Below are 16,222 nucleotides of genomic sequence, written 5' to 3'. Positions count from 1 at the left end.
ACATCTGAACGGGGAGGGACGGCAATGCCACTTGAAAAGGGACTTGACTGGTTGCTGGACGACCTGACCGAACGGGTCGAGCACATCAAGCACGCGCTGGTGCTCTCGAACGACGGTCTGGTGACCGGGGCCAGTACGGGACTGGCGCGCGAGGACGCGGAACATCTCGCCGCGGTCTCCTCGGGGCTGCACAGCCTCGCGCGGGGGTCGGGACGCCATTTCCGGGCGGGCAAGGCGCGGCAGACCATGGTCGAGTTCGACGAGGCGCTGCTCTTCGTCACCGCGGCGGGCGACGGCAGTTGCCTCTGTGTGCTGACAGCGGCCGAGGCGGATGTGGGTCAGGTCGCCTACGAGATGACGCTGCTCGTCAACCGGGTCGGGGAGCATCTGGGCGTCGCGGCGAGACAGCCCGACCACACCACGCTGAGCGGCCTCTGACCAGCTTTTCCGACCGGCTCCCGGAGTTGTCCACAGGCTGCGCGGGAAGGGCCGTCGACGCGCTACGGTCGTCACCGAGAGTAGTCATCACTCACGGGGAGGACGATCATGTCCATCAGCGGGACGCGGACCCATGTCCGGACCGGACGCGACGGCGGCGGAGCCGCGGCGGGGACCGGAGGCACGGTCCGGACGGGGGCCAGGGGAGAGACCGGATTCCGGGCCCGGGCGGGTCTCGGGGCCGGGGCAGGACGCGGGTACGGGGCGGGACTCGGGTACGGGTCCGAAGCCGGGACCGAGGCGGCGGAGAGCGGGGCCGGTGCGGTCGGTCTCATCCGGGCCGCGCGGGAACTGGAGCTGAAGCGCGGCGAGTTCGAGCTCGCGACGCAGCTCGGACATATCCGCACCGAGGCCGGGAAGGCGGGCGGCCGGCGGCAGGTCGGGCGGGAGGAGATCGAGCGGCTGCGGGCGCTCGACGGATTCCCGGACTCGCTGCGCGAGCGGGTACGGACCGTGGGCACGGCCGATGGTGCCGCGTTGCTGTCCGTCAGCCCGGGCCGGTTCACCCGGCTGGCCAAGGCGGGATTCATCGCGCCGGTCCACTTCTACCTCAACCGCTACCGCACGGTGGTGTGGCTGTATCTCGCCGATGATCTGGGGTCGTTCGCCTCCTGGGAGCCGTGGCTGCGCACCGGACGGCTGCCGCGGGGGCTCTGCGCCGGGGTGGACGAGGGCGACGACCGGCGTCCGCGCAACTGGAGGGGCCGGCGTATCGGCCATCTTCTGCACGAGAGCGAGGACCCCTGGGAGCGGGCGGCCATCGCGGGATGTGTGCTCGACGCTGCCCATCTCGCCGAGCTGGTGCCCGACGCGTACGAACGCGCCTATCTGAACCGGCTGGCGCCGGTCCTCTTCCGCGCGTTTCCGGAATCCGAGGCGGCACGGTCGACGGTGGGGCGGCTGCTGCTGGCGGATCACCCGGAGGAGATCCGCTGGCACAGCACCAGTCTGGGGACCTTCCTTGAGGAGGCGAGGCGGGTGCGTCCGGCGCCACGGGCCGAGGAGTTCACCGCCCGTACGGAAGGGGTCGGTCCGCCGTTCGGCGGTCCGCTCGGCGGCCTGCTGACCCGGCTGCGGCTCGGGCGGGACCGGGCGCCGGCGCCCGCTGTCCCCGAGGGGAGCGGTGAGTGAGCGCGGCGGGTGGATGCGGGCGGACGGGGCGCAATCACCCGGACGGGGCCGGGAGTTCGGCCGCGTGACCACCCGTACGGCTCACGAACGGCGGTCACGTTCCGTGGCGGGCGGGCGGGTCGGCCGGGGCCGTGACGACAGCGCGTTCCGGGGAAAAGGCGCCCCAGTTCCCGTCGGGCAGCTTCGCGCGGAGTTTCACCCGAAGGGGCTCGCCCGCAGTCCTGCCCGCGTAGACGCTGTACGTCGCCCTGCCCCGGGGAGCCTCGGCGCCCCAGACCAGGGTCGTCGCGAACTTCCCGTTCAGATGGATCTGGTACTCGGGCACCTCGCCGCCGGTCCGCGGCGCGAGCCAGGACAAGTCGATGTAGTACCCGCCGTCGGCGGCCCGCGTCGTGGCCCGCAGGCCGGTCGGCGCGGTGTCGGGATCGTCCCCCGGGCCGTGCGGGGTGGTGATCTCGACGGTGCGGCTGGCGGGCGAGGTGTTGTCCGCCGCGTCCCGGGCGACCACGGTGAAGCGGTAGTGGGTGCCCGGCCGCAGCCGGGTGATCCGGGCCGAGGTCGCGTCGGCGCCGACGCTGTGGATCCTGGAGCCGCCCTGGTGGATGTCGTACGAGACGATGCCCTGCCCGTCCGGGGCCCGGTCCCAGGCGATCCGGGCCGCGCGGGCGCCGTCGCTCCCGCCCCGCACCCCGTCGGGGCGGGCGGGCGGATCCCGGTCCTCGGCGACGGCCGCGGGTGTGTCGACGGACACGGTCGCGCTGTGCGGCGAGACGGTGCCGTCGGCGCCCCTGGCGCGGACGGTGAAGGTGTGGCGGCTCGACGGGGCGAGCCCGGTGACATCGGTCATGTTCGTGCGGGCGGGGACGTCCTTGACCTTCGTTCCGCCGCGGTAGACGTCGTACCCGGTGACGTCGTCCCCCGAAGGGGCCGGGCGCCACATGACATGGGCGGACGTGGCGCTGCCGGCCTGGACGGTGACGCCGGCGGGCGCCGCGGGCGCCGCCGCCCGTTCGTCGTCCGCACCGCACGCGGTCGTCGCGAGGAGGGCCGCGGTCACGAGGCCGAGCGTGGCGACGGCGCGGAACCTGGTCATGGCCGTGTCCTTCACCCCGGGGGTAATGGTCTAGACATATATGACACAGGTGTCGGGTTCACATCAAGAGGGGGGTACGCATGAAGAGGGCCGAAGGCCGGGAGAAGTCGCGGAAGAGGGCACGCGAAAGGCGTGCAGGAGAGAGGAGTTCCGGGCGCCGCCCTTCCCCGGCGGGGGCGGGGTGGGCGGCGGATGCCGGTTCCGCGGGGGCCGGATCAGCCGGTGCGGCGGACGAGTTGGGTGTTCAGTTCGTACCGGGCGCCGACGACGGCCAGTTTGCCCTCGGCCACCTTGGCCGCGAGGTCGGGCTCGGCGGCGAGACGGGCGCGCACCATCTCCACGTTCGAGGTCACGGTGGCATCGACGCGCGCGGTGCCGTGCTGCGTGTGGTCGATCGCGGGGCGGATCTGGTCGGCCAGGTACTGGATGTGGGCAGGGAGTTCCTCGCCCGTCTCCTCCGCCTCGACCGCTGCGGCGACGGCGCCGCAGGACTGGTGCCCGAGGACCAGGACCAGCGGGATGCCCAGTTCGAGCACGCCGTAGCTGATGCTGCCGAGAACGGCCTCGTCCAGCACCTCGCCGGCCGAGCGCACGGTCATCAGGTCACCGAGGCCCTGGTCGAAGACCAGCTCCGGCGGGACCCGCGAGTCTATGCATCCGAGGATGAGGGCGAAGGGGTGCTGGCCCGAAACGAGTTCGGTGCGCACGGCCTGTGTCTCGTCCGGGTGCTGCTGCCGGAAGGTCCGCCAGCGCCGGTTCCCCGCGGCGAGTTCGGCCAGCGCCTCGTCGGCGGTGGCGGGCCGTCGGCGCGCGGTGCGGGCGGCCGGCGCGGCGATGGCGGAGGGGGCGGCGAGGGTGACACCCGCGGTGGCGGCACTCCCCGCGAGAGCCGCGCGCAGCACGGTGCGGCGTGGTGTGTGGGAAGTGGTCGAAGGTCTCTGGAGGTGCTTGGTCAATATCACCGCCGGAGACTAACCGTGACAGCCTTGGCCATTGCTTTTCACGGAGGAATTGTTGACGCACTCTTGAACCAAGCATGCGGTGTACGCAGGGGATTGGGCGTGGGGACCCTGCGCGTTCACCGCCCGGTCGGGTGGCCGCGGAGCGCTCCGGTGGCGGGCTGTGGTTCCATGGTCCGGGTGAACCGACAGACTATGCCAGCGGCCGATGACATCCCGATGTGTGATGTCCGGCGACGCGACGTGGGTGACCTCGACGAATGCGTGAGTGTGCTCGCCGAGGTGCACAAGGTCGACGGCTACCCGGTGAACTGGCCCGCGCTGCCCGCCGATTGGCTGGCACCACCCGAGCAGCTCGCCGCCTGGGTGGCCGAACTCGACGGTCGGATCGTCGGCCATCTCGCGCTCTCCCCGCCCGTCGAGGGCGACGCGGCGCCCGTGCTGTGGGGCGAACGCACGGGCGCGTCCCTCGGCGAAGTCGCCGTGGTGACCCGTCTGTTCGTCTCCCCGGACGCCCGGGGCCACGGCATCGGAGCCCTTCTGATGTCCCAGGCGTTAAGGGAGGCCGGCGCGCGCGGACTGCACCCCGTCCTGGACGTCGTCGCCGCCGACACGGGCTCGGTGGCCTTCTACGAACACCTGGGCTGGACCCTGTTGGACATCGCCGAGCAGCGCTGGAGCCAGGAGCAGACGGTCACCGTCCACTGCTACGCGGCCCCGGTCAGGTCCACGCGTCCGGCGTCGCGTCACCCTTGATGCGCGCGTGCGGGCGGCTGCCGTGCCGCCCGACGGCACACGCGGCGCACCGGCACGGCCAGTGCCCCGGAGCGTGAGTACCGCCGTGCTCCGGGGCGGCGTCCGGGAGAAGCGAGCCGCCGATCCCGCTGCTGCCGGGCCACACCCCGCGGCCCGGCGACCTCCCTCGGTCCCGGCCACACCCCGCGGCCCGGCGGCCTCCCGCGACTGCGGCTACTCCCCGCCGCCCGGCTGCTTCCCCTGCTCCAGACGGCGGGTAGAACTGCGTACCACCAGCTCGGGCTGGAGCACGACCGAGCGGTGCGTATGGTGCTGCGCGTCCGGCCCCGTCTCGTCCATCAGCATCTCCGCCGCCGCCCGCCCCATCGCGTCCGCGGGCTGCCGTACCGACGTCAGCGGAACGACCGCCGCCGCGGCGAACTCGATGTCGTCGTAGCCGACGATCGACACGTCGCCGGGGACGTCCACCCCGGCCCCGTACATGGCCTGGAGGACGCCCAGGGCGAGCAGGTCGTTGGCGCAGAACACGGCCGTCGGGCGCTCGGCGAGCCCCAGCAGCCGCGCCCCCGCGTCGATGCCCGAGGCAACGTCCAGCCGCGCCGACTCCACATGGCGCAGCGCCTCTTCCGGCAGCCCGGCCTCACGCAGGGCCGCCAGCGCGCCGGTTCGCCGGTCCCGGCACTGGGGGAGTGACATCGGGCCGCTGATGTACGTCACGGACCGGTGGCCGGCGGCCAGCAGATGCCCCACGGCGAGCGCGCCGCCCGCCACGTCGTCCACCGAGACGGAACACCCCTCGGAGGCGGGTACCGCCCGGTCGACATGGACGAACGGAATGTCCCGGCGCGCGAACTCCCGTACGTTGTGGCCCGTCGCGTCCGCCGGAGTGAGCAGCACACCGCGCACCCGCTGCTCGGCGAAGAGCGACAGGTACTCCGCCTCCTCCGCCGTGCTGCCCGCGCTGTTGCAGAGCATCACCCCGAGACCGGTCTCGCGTGCCGCGCGCTCGGCGCCCTTGGCGATGGCCACGAAGAACGGGTTCGCCATGTCGAGCACGAGGATCGCCAGGATCCGGCTGGTCCCCACCCGGAGCTGCCGGGCCGTCTCGCTGCGGACGAAGCCGAGCTGGTCTATGACCGCCCGCACTCGCACACGGGTGGGTTCGGACACCTTCTCGGGACGGTTGAGCACATTCGAGACGGTGCCGACCGAGACACCGGCCAGCCGGGCCACGTCCTTGATGCCGACCGTCTGCGCCACGCGTCCTGCCCGTTCTGTCACATCTCGTTGGTGCCCCTGACCGGGTGGACCATCATATCGGGGGACAGGAGCCCGGCTACGTGCCGCGTACACCCGAATCGCCCAACGCGCTGCTCCCCGGCGGCGCGATCCGTAAAGGTGGGAGGCCGGGAGGCCGGAGGTCCGTGAAGCCGGAGGAGGCCGTGAGCCCGCGAGCCCGTGACGTGCGTGGGCCTCGGCGTCAGCGCCGTGCCCCCGCGTCCGCGATCAGCGCGGCGGCCCGGTCCCACGCCGCCCGGCCGGCCCGGTCGGCGGACGGTGCGTAACGGCGCGGCTCCAACGTCGCGCGCAGCAGCGCGCGCAGATCGGGAAGACCGCCGTCGACGGCGCCCGCCGCGCGCGCCTGGACCAGTACGTTGCCGAGCGCGGCGGCCTCTGCGGGGCCCGCGACGACGGGCAGCCCACAGGCGTCCGCGGTGAGCCGGCACAGCAGCGTGTTGTGCGCCCCGCCGCCCACGATGTGCACCGTGTCCACGGAGCGGCCGGACAGCCGCTGCGCGTCCTCGATCGCGCGCCGGTGCGCCAGCGCCAGCGAGTCCAGCACACACCGGGCCGTCCCGGCCGGGCCCTCGGGCTCCGGTACGCCGATGTGGCGGCAGGCGTCCGCGATCCGCCGAGGCATCTCCCCGGGTGCCAGGAACGCCGGGTCGTCCGCGTCGACGAACGACCGCAGCCCCGGCACCTCGGCCGCCTCGGACAGCAGCCGGTCCAGCCGCTGGGGGGTGCCCTCGGCCTCCCAGGCGCGCAGGCACTCCTGGAGCAGCCAGAGCCCCATGATGTTGCGCAGATAACGGACGGTGCCGTCCACGCCCAGCTCATTGGTGAAGTTGGCCTGTCGGCTCTCCTCCGTCAGCACGGGGGCGTCCAGCTCCAGACCGGCCAGCGACCAGGTGCCGGTGGCGACATAGGCGAACCGGTCGCCGGCGGCTGGCACCGCCGCGACGGCCGACGCCGTGTCGTGCGAGCCGACGGCCGTCACCGGCACCGGACCGCTCAGCCCGGTCTCGGCCAGCACCTCGGGCAGCAGCGTCCCGGCCGGCGTGCCCGGCGTCCGCAGGGCGGGGAAGAGGGCGAGGTCGATCCCCAGCGGCTCGGCGACGGACCGGGCCCAGTCCCGTGTCCGGGGATCGATGAGCTGTGTCGTGGAGGCGTTGGTCAGCTCCGTACCGGCCTCGCCGGTGAGCCAGTAGGCGATGAGGTCGGGGATGAGCAGCAGCCGTTCCGCGGCGGCCAGCGCCGTACTGCCCCGCGCCGCGGTGAGCTGGTACAGGGTGTTGAACGGCAGGTACTGCAGGCCCGTCGCCCCGTACAACTCGGCGGGCGGCAGCACCGCGGCGACCTTCCCGGCCTCGCCCTCGGTACGGGCGTCCCGGTAGTGCACGGGGTTGCCGAGCAGAGCGCCGGACGCGTCGAGCAGCCCGTAGTCGACGGCCCAGGTGTCGATGCCGACGCTCGCGGGCGCCCGCCCCGCCGCCGTCCCCGCGGCCCTCAGGCCGTCCAGCACTCCGGCGTACAGGGACAGGATGTCCCAGTGCAGGGTGCCGGAGGTCCGCACCGGACGGTTGGGAAACCGGTGGACCTCCTCAAGACGCAGGGTGCCGGCGCCCCGGCCGGAGACATGGCCGACCATGACACGGCCACTGGAGGCGCCGAGGTCGACGGCGGCGAAGGGAAGCGGTTCGGTGGGTGACACGGCGGACCTCAGGAATGACACGGCCGGCCCCGGCGAACGAAGACGAAGGAGACCAGCGAGCGGAAGGACGTGGCGGAGCGGCGGGAGCGGGCAGAACGGGGTCGGGAGCGGGAAGCGCGGACCGCGGAGCGCGGGCCCGGGGCTGCCGTCAGGGACAGGCCCCCGGCCCGCGCGGCTTACTGATGCCCCCTACCGGTGTGCTGTGCAGTGGGGGGCGAACAGGAAGCCTCGGAAACAGGGCCTAGCGCAGGAACGCCGCCGCGACACCCGCGTCCACCGGGATGTGCAGACCGGTGGTGTGGCTCAGTTCGCCGCCCGTCAGGACGAAGACCGCCGCCGCCACATGGTCCGGCAGCACCTCGCGCTTGAGGATGGTCCGCTGCGCGTAGAACTCGCCCAGCTTCTCCTCCTCCACCCCGTACACGGCCGCGCGCTCCGCGCCCCAGCCGCCCGCGAAGATCCCGGAGCCGCGGACCACCCCGTCCGGATTGATCCCGTTGACCCGGATCCCGGCCCCGCCCAGTTCGGCGGCGAGCAGCCGGACCTGGTGGGCCTGGTCGGCCTTGGTCGCCGAGTACGCGATGTTGTTGGGGCCGGCGAACACCGCGTTCTTCGACGCGATGTAGACGATGTCCCCGCCGAACCCCTGGTCGGTCATGACCCGGGCCGCCTCCCGCGAGACGAGGAACGAGCCGCGGGCCATGATGTCGTGCTGGAGGTCCCAGTCCCTGGCAGTCGTCTCCAGCAGCGGCTTGGAGATCGAGATGCCCGCGTTGTTGACGACCAGGTCCACCCCGCCGAAGGCGAGCGCCGCCGCGTCGAACGCCGCCCGGATCTGCTCCTCGTCCGTCACGTCGACGGTCACCGCGACGGCCCGGTCCGTGCCGCCGAGCTCCTCCGCGACACTCGCCGCGCCCTCGGCGTTGAGATCCGCGACCACGACACACGCGCCCTCGGCGGCCAGCCGGTGCGCGACGGCCCGGCCGATCCCCGAGCCCGCCCCCGTCACCAGCGCGACCCGGGTGGCCAGCGCCTTCGGGGCCGGCATCCGGCGCAGCTTGGCCTCCTCCAGCTCCCAGTACTCGATACGGAACTTCTCGGACTCCTCGATGGGCGCGTACGTGGAGACGGCCTCGGCGCCGCGCATCACGTTCACGGCGTTCACGTAGAACTCACCGGCGACCCGGGCGGTCTGCTTGTCCTTGCCGAACGAGAACATCCCGACGCCGGGCACCAGCACGATCGCCGGGTCGGCGCCGCGCATCGCCGGCGAGTCCGGCGTGGCGTGCCGCTCGTAGTACGCCCGGTACTCCGCCCGGTACGCGGTGTGCAGCCCGGCCAGCCGCTCCCGTACCTCCTCCAGCGGCGCCCCGGCGGGCAGGTCGAGGACCAGCGGGCGGACCTTGGTGCGCAGGAAGTGGTCCGGGCAGGAGGTACCCAGCGCGGCCAGCCGCGGATGCTCCTCGCGCGCCAGGAAGTCGAGGACCGGCTCCGTGTCCGTGAAGTGGCCGACCTGGGGCCGGTCGGTGGAGGCGAGCCCCCGGATCAGCGGGGCGAGAGCGGCCGCCTTCGCGTGTCGCTCGGCCTCGGGCAGCGGCTCGTACCCCTCCCGTACGGGGCCGAACGGCTCGGGCGCGCCACGCTCCGCCAGGAACGTCTCGGCCGTCCGGATGATGTGCAGCGAATTGCGCTCGCACTCCTCGGAGCTGTCGCCCCACGCGGTGATGCCGTGCCCGCCGAGCACACAGCCGATCGCCGCCGGGTTGGCCTTCTTGACCGCGGCGATGTCCAGGCCGAGCTGGAAGCCGGGACGCCGCCACGGCACCCAGACCACGGTGTCGCCGAAACACTCCGCCGTCAGCTTCTCGCCGTCGGCCGCGCAGGCCAGCGCGATCCCCGAGTCGGGGTGCAGGTGGTCCACATGGGCCGCGTCCACCAGCCCGTGCATCGCGGTGTCGATGGAGGGCGCCGCCCCGCCCTTGCCGTGCAGGCAGTAGTCGAACGCGGCGACCATCTCGTCCTCGCGCTCCACCCCCGGATAGACCCCGGCCAGCGCGCGCAGCCGGTCCACGCGGAGCGCGGCGAGACCACCGGCGGTGAGGGTGCCGAGGTCTCCGCCCGACCCCTTGACCCACATCAGCTCGACGGCGTCGCCGGTCACGGGGTCGGTGGCGGATCCCTTGGCGGAGGTGTTGCCGCCGGCGTAGTTGGTGTTGCGCGGATCGGCGCCGAGCCGGTGCGAACGCTCCAGCAGTTCGGCTGCCGCCGGGTGGATGCGGGGCTGGTCGGTCATCATGTCCCTCTGTGATGTGCGGACTTCGGGGGAGAAGCGGAGAAGCGGAGTAGAGGAGAAGCGGCGAAGGGGAGAAGGGGAAGGGCGGAGAAGGCGCGGACGGACGCCGGGCAGGCGGAGACGGAACTGCTCCGAGGAGTACGGCGCCGCTCCGTCGCCCGCCTCAGGCGCCCCAGCCCGCCTGCGTCCCGCCGACCCGCTCGGCGATGATCTTCTTGCCGTAGCCGGAGGCGTGGTACGCGGCGACGGGGTCGGCGTCCGCGCCCAGTTCGGCGCGTGCCTCGGCGACCAGCGGGCGTACGTCCGTGTTGAAGGCGTCCATGATCGCCGCGTTGGCCGCCAGCACGTCGCCCGCGCGCTGGGCCGCGTCCAGCGCGTCCGCGTCCACCAGCAGCGCCTTGGCCGTGGCCTCCTGGACGTTCATCACCGACCGGATGATCGCGGGGATCTTCTCCTCGATGTTGTGGCACTGGTCCAGCATGAACGCGGTGTCCGCCGTGTAGCCGCCGCCCCTGATCACCTCGTACATGATCCGGAAGAGCTGGAAGGGGTCCGCGGCGCCCGCCATCAGGTCGTCGTCCGCGTAGAAGCGGGAGTTGAAATCGAAGCCGCCGAGCTTCTTCTCACGCAGCAGCAGCGCCACGATGAACTCGATGTTGGTGCCCGGCGCATGGTGCCCGGTGTCCACCACGACCTGCGCCTTCTCGCCCAGTTTGAGGCAGTGCGCGTACGCGGTGCCCCAGTCCGGTACGTCCGTGGCGTAGAAGGCGGGCTCGAACAGCTTGTACTCCAGCAGCATCCGCTGCCCCTCGCCGAGCCGCTCGTACACCGCGGACAGCGCCTCGGCGAGCCGCCCCTGCCGGGCGGAGATGTCGTCCTGGCCGGGGTAGTTGATGCCGTCGGAGAACCACAGCTTCAGATCGCGCGACCCGGTGGCGTCCATGACGTCCACACACTCCAGCAGATGCCCCAGCGCCTTGCGGCGCACGGCGGCGTCGGGATGGGTGACCGAGCCGAGCTTGTAGTCGTCGTCCTGGAACACGTTCGAGTTGATCGCCCCGATACGCAGCCCCAGTTCGCGCGCGTGGGCCGCGAGCGCGCCGTAGTCGTCCACGCGGTCCCAGGGGATGTGCAGCGCCACCGACGGCGCGACCCCCGTGTGGGCGTGCACCCGCGCGGCGTCCGCGAGCTTCTCCCGCGGCGTGCGCGGCACGCCCTGCTGCGTGAAGACCTTGAACCGTGTGCCGGAGTTCCCGAACGCCCACGACGGCGTCTCGACTGCCTGCGACTTCAGCGCCGCCTTCACAGCGGACACGGCGGATCGACCCGTCATCTCTCAGCGCTCCCGTGGTGCGGACTCGCGTGGCGAGTCAGTGTCACGATCCTTTGTGAATCGTTTCATCGCGGTGAAGCTATGGGAGTCCCTGACTGGTGTCAACCCTCCGCGCGACACCTTTGAACGCTTTGGAGCATGCCCCCTTCGGCCCGTCTCCAAAATGTCGAGCACACCCCATTGACTGTGCGGGCCAACGCCGTTTAGCTTCCGTGCAACCTCATTGAAACCTTTCAGGGCGGGTGGCACGACGCGTCCCCCTCGCTGAGGAGTCCCTATGAACGAGCCCGTCACGGGCCCCGGTACGGATCCCGCACCGGCCCCGGCCCCGGATGCCGCACCGGACCCCGCCCCCGTCCTGGCCCTGCGGGACGTGAGCAAGTCCTTCGGTGCCGTACGCGCCCTGCGGGACGTCTCCCTGCACCTCCTGCCCGGTGAGGCGCACGCCCTCGCCGGGGAGAACGGCGCCGGCAAGTCCACGCTGATCAAGACGCTCGCCGGGGTGCACAGGCCGGACGCCGGCGAGATCCTCCTCGACGGGGCGCCCGTCGTCTTCCACGGCCCCGCCGACGCCAGGGACGCGGGCATCGCCGTCATCTACCAGGAGCCCACGCTCTTCCCCGACCTGTCGATCGCCGAGAACATCTTCATGGGCCGTCAGCCGCGCCGGAGCCTCGGCCGGATCGACCACCGGGCCGTACGGGAGACCACCGCCGCCCTGATGAAGCGGCTCGGTGTGGAACTCGACCCCGACCGGCCCGCCCGCGGGCTCTCCATCGCCGACCAGCAGATCGTCGAGATAGCCAAGGCGCTCTCCTTCGACGCACGGGTCCTGATCATGGACGAGCCGACCGCGGCGCTGACGGGCGGCGAGACCGCCCGGCTGTTCTCCGTCGTACGGACCCTGCGCGCGGAGGGCGCCGCCGTCCTGTTCATCTCGCACCGCCTGGAGGAGATCTTCGCCCTCTGCCAGCGCGTCACGGTGCTGCGCGACGGCCGCTGGATCTCCTCGCGGCCGCTGGCCGGGCTCACCGAGGACGACCTCGTCCGCTCCATGGTCGGCCGTGAGCTGGGGGAGCTCTACCCCAAGCAGCGGGCGGCCGTCGGCGGGACCGCGCTGTCGGTCCGGAGACTGACCCGGGAGGGCGTCTTCCGGGACATCTCCTTCGAGGTGCGGCGGGGCGAGATCGTCGCCCTGGCCGGACTGGTGGGCGCGGGCCGCAGCGAGGTGGCGCGGGCCGTCTTCGGAGTGGACCGGGCCGACGCGGGCGAGGTCGAGGTCGCCGGGCGGACGCTGCCCGCCGGATCGCCGACCGCGGCCATGGCCGCCGGGCTCGCCCTCGTCCCCGAGGACCGCCGGCTGAACGGCCTCGTGATGGACCTGTCCATCGAGCGGAACATCGGCCTCACCGGGCTCGACCGGCTCGGCCGCGGCGGCCTGGTCCGCCGGGTCCTGGAGCGCGGCCGGGCCGCCGACTGGGCCGTACGCCTGCAGCTCAAGTACAACCGCCTCGCCGACCCCGTCGGGGTGCTCTCCGGCGGCAACCAGCAGAAGGTCGTCCTCGCCAAATGGCTGGCGACCGAACCCGCCGTGCTCATCGTCGACGAACCCACCCGGGGCATCGACGTCGGCACCAAGGCGGAGGTGCACCGGCTGCTCTCCGCCCTCGCCGCGGACGGACTCGCCGTCCTGATGATCTCCTCCGACCTGCCCGAGGTACTGGGCATGGCCGACCGGGTGCTCGTCATGCACGAGGGGCGGCTCACCGCGGAGATACCCCGGGCCGAGGCGAACGAGGAGACGGTGATGGCGGCGGCGACCGGCCTGAACGAGAAGGCGGCGGCATGACCATCCTGACGGACCGGCCCTCCAAGGACACCAGGGACACCAGGGACGCTGCCTCCGCCCGCTCCCTCGTGGACACCGTGTTCCGGGCCCGGGAGATCAGCATCGCCGGAGCGCTGGTCCTGCTCATCCTCGGCACCTGGATCTCCAACCCGCGCTTCCTCGACGACCAGGGCGTCAAGGACCTCCTGCTCAACGCGTCCATCCTGGTCCTGCTGGCCGTCGGCCAGTCCGTGGTCGTCGTGACCCGCAACATCGACCTGTCGGTCGGCTCGGTCGTCGGGCTCTCCGCCTTCGCCTGCGGCAAGTTCGTCGCCGGCACCGACCACGGCGTCCTCACCGTCCTGCTGCTGGGCATCGCCCTCGGCGTGGCCTGCGGACTGGTCAGCGGAGCCCTCGTCAGCTTCGGCCGGGTCCCCGCGCTAGTGGTCACCCTGGGCATGCTCTACATCATCCAGGGGCTCGACTACTGGTGGGCGCAGGGCGACCAGATCAGCGCGAACGACGTCCCCGACCCGGTCCTCGGCCTGGGCAGCGGAAGCGTCCTCGGCGTCCCCTACCTCCCGCTGATCGCCGTCGCCGTGCTCGCCGGCACCGCGTACTACCTGCGCGGCTACCGCTCGGGACGCGAGCTGTACGCGATCGGCTCCAACCCCGAGGCCGCCCGGCTCGCCGGGGTCCCGATCCGCCGCCGGATCCTCGGCGCGTACGCCTTCTCCGGGGCCGTCGCCGGGTTCGCCGGCGCCCTGTGGCTCGCCCGCTTCGGCACCGTCGTCGCGGACAACGCCCACGGCTGGGAACTCACCGTCGTCAGCGCCGTCGTCGTCGGCGGCGTCGCCATCACCGGCGGCACCGGCACGGTGTGGGGCGCCGCACTCGGCGCGCTGCTCCTCACCACCATCGGCAGCGCGCTGATCGTCCTGAAGGTCGACGCGTTCTGGCAGGGCGCCATCACCGGCGCGCTGCTCCTCGCGGCCATCAGCGTCGACCGGATCGTCTCCCTGCGCATGACCGCAGCACTGAGGAAGAGGAGCGCCCGACATGGGAATGGCGCCTGACACACGGACAGCGCCGCGGCCCCCGGCGAAGACGCCGGAGCAGCGCCCCACGACCGCGGCGGAGCGCGTCCGCGCCGTGGGACTGCGCTGGGACACGGCGGTCGGCGCCCTGCTGGTCGCGGTCTTCGTCGTCGGCCTCGGCACCACCGACGGGTTCGCCTCCGGCGAGAACCTGGCCTTCGCCTTCAACGACATCGCCGAGGTCGCCCTCATCGCCCTGCCCATGACCCTGCTGGTGGTGGCCGGCCAGGTCGATCTCTCCGTCGCCTCCATGCTCGGCCTCGGCAGCGCGCTGACCGGCGCCCTGTGGAACGCGGGCTGGGCCTTCGAGACGATCGTCCCCGTGGTGCTGCTCGTCGGGATCGCCGGAGGGCTCCTCAACGGCTGGCTCGTCACCCGCGTGGGGCTGCCCTCGCTCGCCGTCACCATCGGCACGCTCGCCCTCTACCGCGGCCTCGCCTCGGTCGCGCTGGGCAGCGACGCCGTCACCGACTTCCCCCGGGTGTACGCCGACTGGGCCGTGGACACCACCACGGTCCCGGGCACCTTCCTCACCTATCCCGTGGTGCTCTTCATCGCGGCGGCCGTGGTCACCGCCGTGGTCCTGCACGCCACCGCCTTCGGCCGGTCGCTGTTCGCGATCGGCGCCCAGGAGGAGGCCGCCTACTTCGCCGGCGTCCGGGTCAAGCGCTTCAAACTGATCCTCTTCGTGCTCACCGGCGCGGTCTCCGCCTTCGCCGGTGTCGTCTTCACCCTGCGGTACGGCAGCGCCCGCGCCGACAACGGCCTCGGCTTCGAGATGCTCGTCATCGCCTCCGTACTGCTGGGCGGCGTCGACTTCGACGGCGGCAAGGGCACGCTCTTCGGCGCGGTCGCCGGAGTGCTGCTCATCGGGGTCCTCAAGAATCTGCTCACGCTGAACGACGTGCCCAACGAGGTCCAGGTCATCGTGACCGGGCTGCTGCTCGTCGCCTCCGTACTCACCCCCCGGGTCATCACCGCCGCCGCGGAACGCAGACACCGGCGCGCCCTCGGCGCCCCCGGTACCACCGTCCCCGAGTCCTGAGCCCCGGTCCGCCCGTCTCTGCCGGGCGCCCCGAGTCCTGAGCCCCCCCGCCCGCCCGTCTCCTCCGCTTGCCGAGCCTCCCGAAAGGTCCGCCCGCCATGCCGATCCGTACCGCTGCCCGACGCCGCGCAGCCACCGCCGCCACCGCCTGTGCCCTTGCCGTCGCGCTGACGGCCTGCTCCGGCACGACCAAGGACAGCGCGGAGAAGGACACCGCGACCGCCTCCGACGCCGCGGCCAAGGCCGACCCGGACGCGCCCCTGAAGAAGGGCCTCAAGCTCGCGTTCCTCCCCAAGCAGATCAACAACCCCTACGAGAAGATCGTCGACGAGGCCGGCATCGCGGCGGCGGGGGAGTACGGCGCCACCGGCAAGGAGGTCGGCCCCTCCGACGCCAACGCCTCCTCCCAGGTCTCGTACATCAACACCCTCATCCAGCAGCGCCAGGACGCCATCCTGATCGCGGCCAACGACCCGAACGCCGTGTGCGGACCGCTCAAGCAGGCCATGAAGAAGGACATCAAGGTCGTCGCGTACGACTCCGACACCGCCAAGGACTGCCGCCAGCTCTTCATCAACCAGGCCAGCTCCGAGGAGATCGGCCGCAGCCTCGTTCAGCACCTGGGCGAACAGATCGGCTTCCAGGGCAAGATCGCGATCCTCTCGGCCACACAGAACGCCACGAACCAGAACACCTGGATCGAGTTCATGAAGGACGAGCTGAAGCTGCCCAAGTACAAGAACATGCAGCTCGTGAAGGTCGCGTACGGGGACGACGCCGACCAGAAGTCCTTCCAGCAGACCCAGGGACTCCTCTCGGCCTACCCCGACCTCAAGGGCATCATCTCGCCCACCACCGTCGGCATAGCCGCCGCCGCCCGCTACCTCAGCGACTCCTCGTACAAGGGCAAGGTCGTCCTCAACGGGCTGGGCACGCCGAACCAGATGCGCAAGTACGTCAAGGACGGCACCGTCGAGCAGTTCTCGCTGTGGAACCCGGAGGAGCTGGGCTACCTCGGCTCGTACGCCGCGGCCTCCCTCGCCTCCGGGCAGATCACCGGCGCCGAGGGCGAGAAGTTCACGGCGGGCAAGCTCGGTGAGTACACGATCGGCAAGGACGGAGAGGTCATCCTCGGCGAGCCGACCGTCTTCGACAAGAAGAACATCGACAAGTTCGACTTCTGATCGGAACGGTGAC

13 protein-coding genes are annotated in these 16,222 nt (G+C 72.1%); 7 read left to right on the top strand and 6 right to left on the bottom strand.

Annotated features, from left to right (window positions below; translation table 11 throughout):
- Nucleotides 1–24 precede the first annotated feature (24 nt).
- Together ACFXKG_RS37310 and ACFXKG_RS37305 are read left to right on the top strand one after the other, a co-directional pair.
- Nucleotides 25–438 carry a roadblock/LC7 domain-containing protein gene (locus ACFXKG_RS37310; RefSeq protein WP_329822723.1) on the top strand — a complete coding sequence of 138 codons (414 nt, stop codon included), beginning with the start codon at nt 25–27 and terminating at the stop codon, nt 436–438.
- A 108-nt stretch (nt 439–546) separates the two neighbouring features.
- The gene (locus ACFXKG_RS37305) at nt 547–1,629 is read left to right on the top strand and encodes a DUF6397 family protein (RefSeq protein ID WP_384848810.1); all 1,083 of its coding nucleotides are present in this window, start codon (nt 547–549) and stop codon (nt 1,627–1,629) included.
- Nucleotides 1,630–1,723: 94 nt separating this feature from the next.
- On the opposite strand, the gene ACFXKG_RS37300 is transcribed toward ACFXKG_RS37305, so the two are convergent.
- Together ACFXKG_RS37300 and ACFXKG_RS37295 are read right to left on the bottom strand one after the other, a co-directional pair.
- Complete coding sequence (locus tag ACFXKG_RS37300; RefSeq protein WP_384848807.1) at nt 1,724–2,722, bottom strand: fibronectin type III domain-containing protein; 999 nt, start codon at nt 2,720–2,722, stop codon at nt 1,724–1,726.
- Nucleotides 2,723–2,937: 215 nt separating this feature from the next.
- The gene (locus ACFXKG_RS37295; RefSeq protein WP_384848804.1) at nt 2,938–3,624 is read right to left on the bottom strand and encodes a carbonic anhydrase; all 687 of its coding nucleotides are present in this window, start codon (nt 3,622–3,624) and stop codon (nt 2,938–2,940) included.
- Nucleotides 3,625–3,876: 252 nt separating this feature from the next.
- Between ACFXKG_RS37295 and ACFXKG_RS37290 the strand changes: the two genes are divergently transcribed.
- Nucleotides 3,877–4,437 carry a GNAT family N-acetyltransferase gene (locus ACFXKG_RS37290; RefSeq protein WP_365819894.1) on the top strand — a complete coding sequence of 187 codons (561 nt, stop codon included), beginning with the start codon at nt 3,877–3,879 and terminating at the stop codon, nt 4,435–4,437.
- Between the two features lie 213 nt (nt 4,438–4,650).
- Here ACFXKG_RS37290 and ACFXKG_RS37285 read toward each other — a convergent pair whose 3' ends face one another.
- The 4 genes from ACFXKG_RS37285 to rhaI form a co-directional block, all read right to left on the bottom strand.
- The gene (locus ACFXKG_RS37285; RefSeq protein ID WP_384848801.1) at nt 4,651–5,697 is read right to left on the bottom strand and encodes a LacI family DNA-binding transcriptional regulator; all 1,047 of its coding nucleotides are present in this window, start codon (nt 5,695–5,697) and stop codon (nt 4,651–4,653) included.
- 220 nt (nt 5,698–5,917) lie between these two features.
- Nucleotides 5,918–7,429, bottom strand: coding sequence for a rhamnulokinase family protein (locus tag ACFXKG_RS37280; protein WP_384848798.1), 1,512 nt, complete (start codon nt 7,427–7,429; stop codon nt 5,918–5,920).
- Nucleotides 7,430–7,670: 241 nt separating this feature from the next.
- Nucleotides 7,671–9,722, bottom strand: coding sequence for a bifunctional aldolase/short-chain dehydrogenase (locus ACFXKG_RS37275; protein WP_384848795.1), 2,052 nt, complete (start codon nt 9,720–9,722; stop codon nt 7,671–7,673).
- 163 nt (nt 9,723–9,885) lie between these two features.
- The gene (gene rhaI / locus ACFXKG_RS37270; protein ID WP_384848792.1) at nt 9,886–11,055 is read right to left on the bottom strand and encodes an L-rhamnose isomerase; all 1,170 of its coding nucleotides are present in this window, start codon (nt 11,053–11,055) and stop codon (nt 9,886–9,888) included.
- Nucleotides 11,056–11,332: 277 nt separating this feature from the next.
- Here rhaI and ACFXKG_RS37265 point away from each other — a divergent pair, with 277 nt between their 5' ends.
- From ACFXKG_RS37265 to rhaS, 4 genes are all read left to right on the top strand, one after another.
- On the top strand, nt 11,333–12,904 hold the full coding sequence (locus ACFXKG_RS37265; protein ID WP_384848789.1) for a sugar ABC transporter ATP-binding protein: 1,572 nt from the start codon (nt 11,333–11,335) through the stop codon (nt 12,902–12,904).
- Nucleotides 12,901–13,959 carry an ABC transporter permease gene (locus ACFXKG_RS37260; protein WP_384848785.1) on the top strand — a complete coding sequence of 353 codons (1,059 nt, stop codon included), beginning with the start codon at nt 12,901–12,903 and terminating at the stop codon, nt 13,957–13,959. Before ACFXKG_RS37265 ends, ACFXKG_RS37260 begins: the two co-directional genes overlap by 4 nt.
- Nucleotides 13,943–15,025: an ABC transporter permease gene (locus ACFXKG_RS37255; RefSeq protein WP_384848782.1), complete on the top strand. Its 1,083-nt coding sequence runs from the start codon at nt 13,943–13,945 to the stop codon at nt 15,023–15,025. Before ACFXKG_RS37260 ends, ACFXKG_RS37255 begins: the two co-directional genes overlap by 17 nt.
- 98 nt (nt 15,026–15,123) lie before the next feature.
- Nucleotides 15,124–16,209 carry a rhamnose ABC transporter substrate-binding protein gene (gene rhaS / locus ACFXKG_RS37250; protein WP_384848779.1) on the top strand — a complete coding sequence of 362 codons (1,086 nt, stop codon included), beginning with the start codon at nt 15,124–15,126 and terminating at the stop codon, nt 16,207–16,209.
- The last annotated feature ends 13 nt before the right edge of the window (nt 16,210–16,222 follow it).

This window comes from Streptomyces sp. NPDC059255 (genome assembly GCF_042752355.1).
Classification (GTDB): domain Bacteria; phylum Actinomycetota; class Actinomycetes; order Streptomycetales; family Streptomycetaceae; genus Streptomyces.
This window is presented reverse-complemented; position numbering and strand designations above follow the sequence as displayed.

Bases quoted from the DNA above. Each gene is read 5' to 3' on its own strand.
- ACFXKG_RS37310 (WP_329822723.1), top strand. From the start codon at position 25: ATGCCACTTGAAAAGGGACTTGACTGGTTGCTGGACGACCTGACCGAA.
- ACFXKG_RS37305 (WP_384848810.1), top strand. From the start codon at position 547: ATGTCCATCAGCGGGACGCGGACCCATGTCCGGACCGGACGCGACGGC.
- ACFXKG_RS37300 (WP_384848807.1), bottom strand. From the start codon at position 2,722: ATGACCAGGTTCCGCGCCGTCGCCACGCTCGGCCTCGTGACCGCGGCC.
- ACFXKG_RS37290 (WP_365819894.1), top strand. From the start codon at position 3,877: ATGCCAGCGGCCGATGACATCCCGATGTGTGATGTCCGGCGACGCGAC.
- ACFXKG_RS37275 (WP_384848795.1), bottom strand. From the start codon at position 9,722: ATGACCGACCAGCCCCGCATCCACCCGGCGGCAGCCGAACTGCTGGAG.
- rhaI (WP_384848792.1), bottom strand. From the start codon at position 11,055: ATGACGGGTCGATCCGCCGTGTCCGCTGTGAAGGCGGCGCTGAAGTCG.
- ACFXKG_RS37265 (WP_384848789.1), top strand. From the start codon at position 11,333: ATGAACGAGCCCGTCACGGGCCCCGGTACGGATCCCGCACCGGCCCCG.
- ACFXKG_RS37260 (WP_384848785.1), top strand. From the start codon at position 12,901: ATGACCATCCTGACGGACCGGCCCTCCAAGGACACCAGGGACACCAGG.
- ACFXKG_RS37255 (WP_384848782.1), top strand. From the start codon at position 13,943: ATGGGAATGGCGCCTGACACACGGACAGCGCCGCGGCCCCCGGCGAAG.
- rhaS (WP_384848779.1), top strand. From the start codon at position 15,124: ATGCCGATCCGTACCGCTGCCCGACGCCGCGCAGCCACCGCCGCCACC.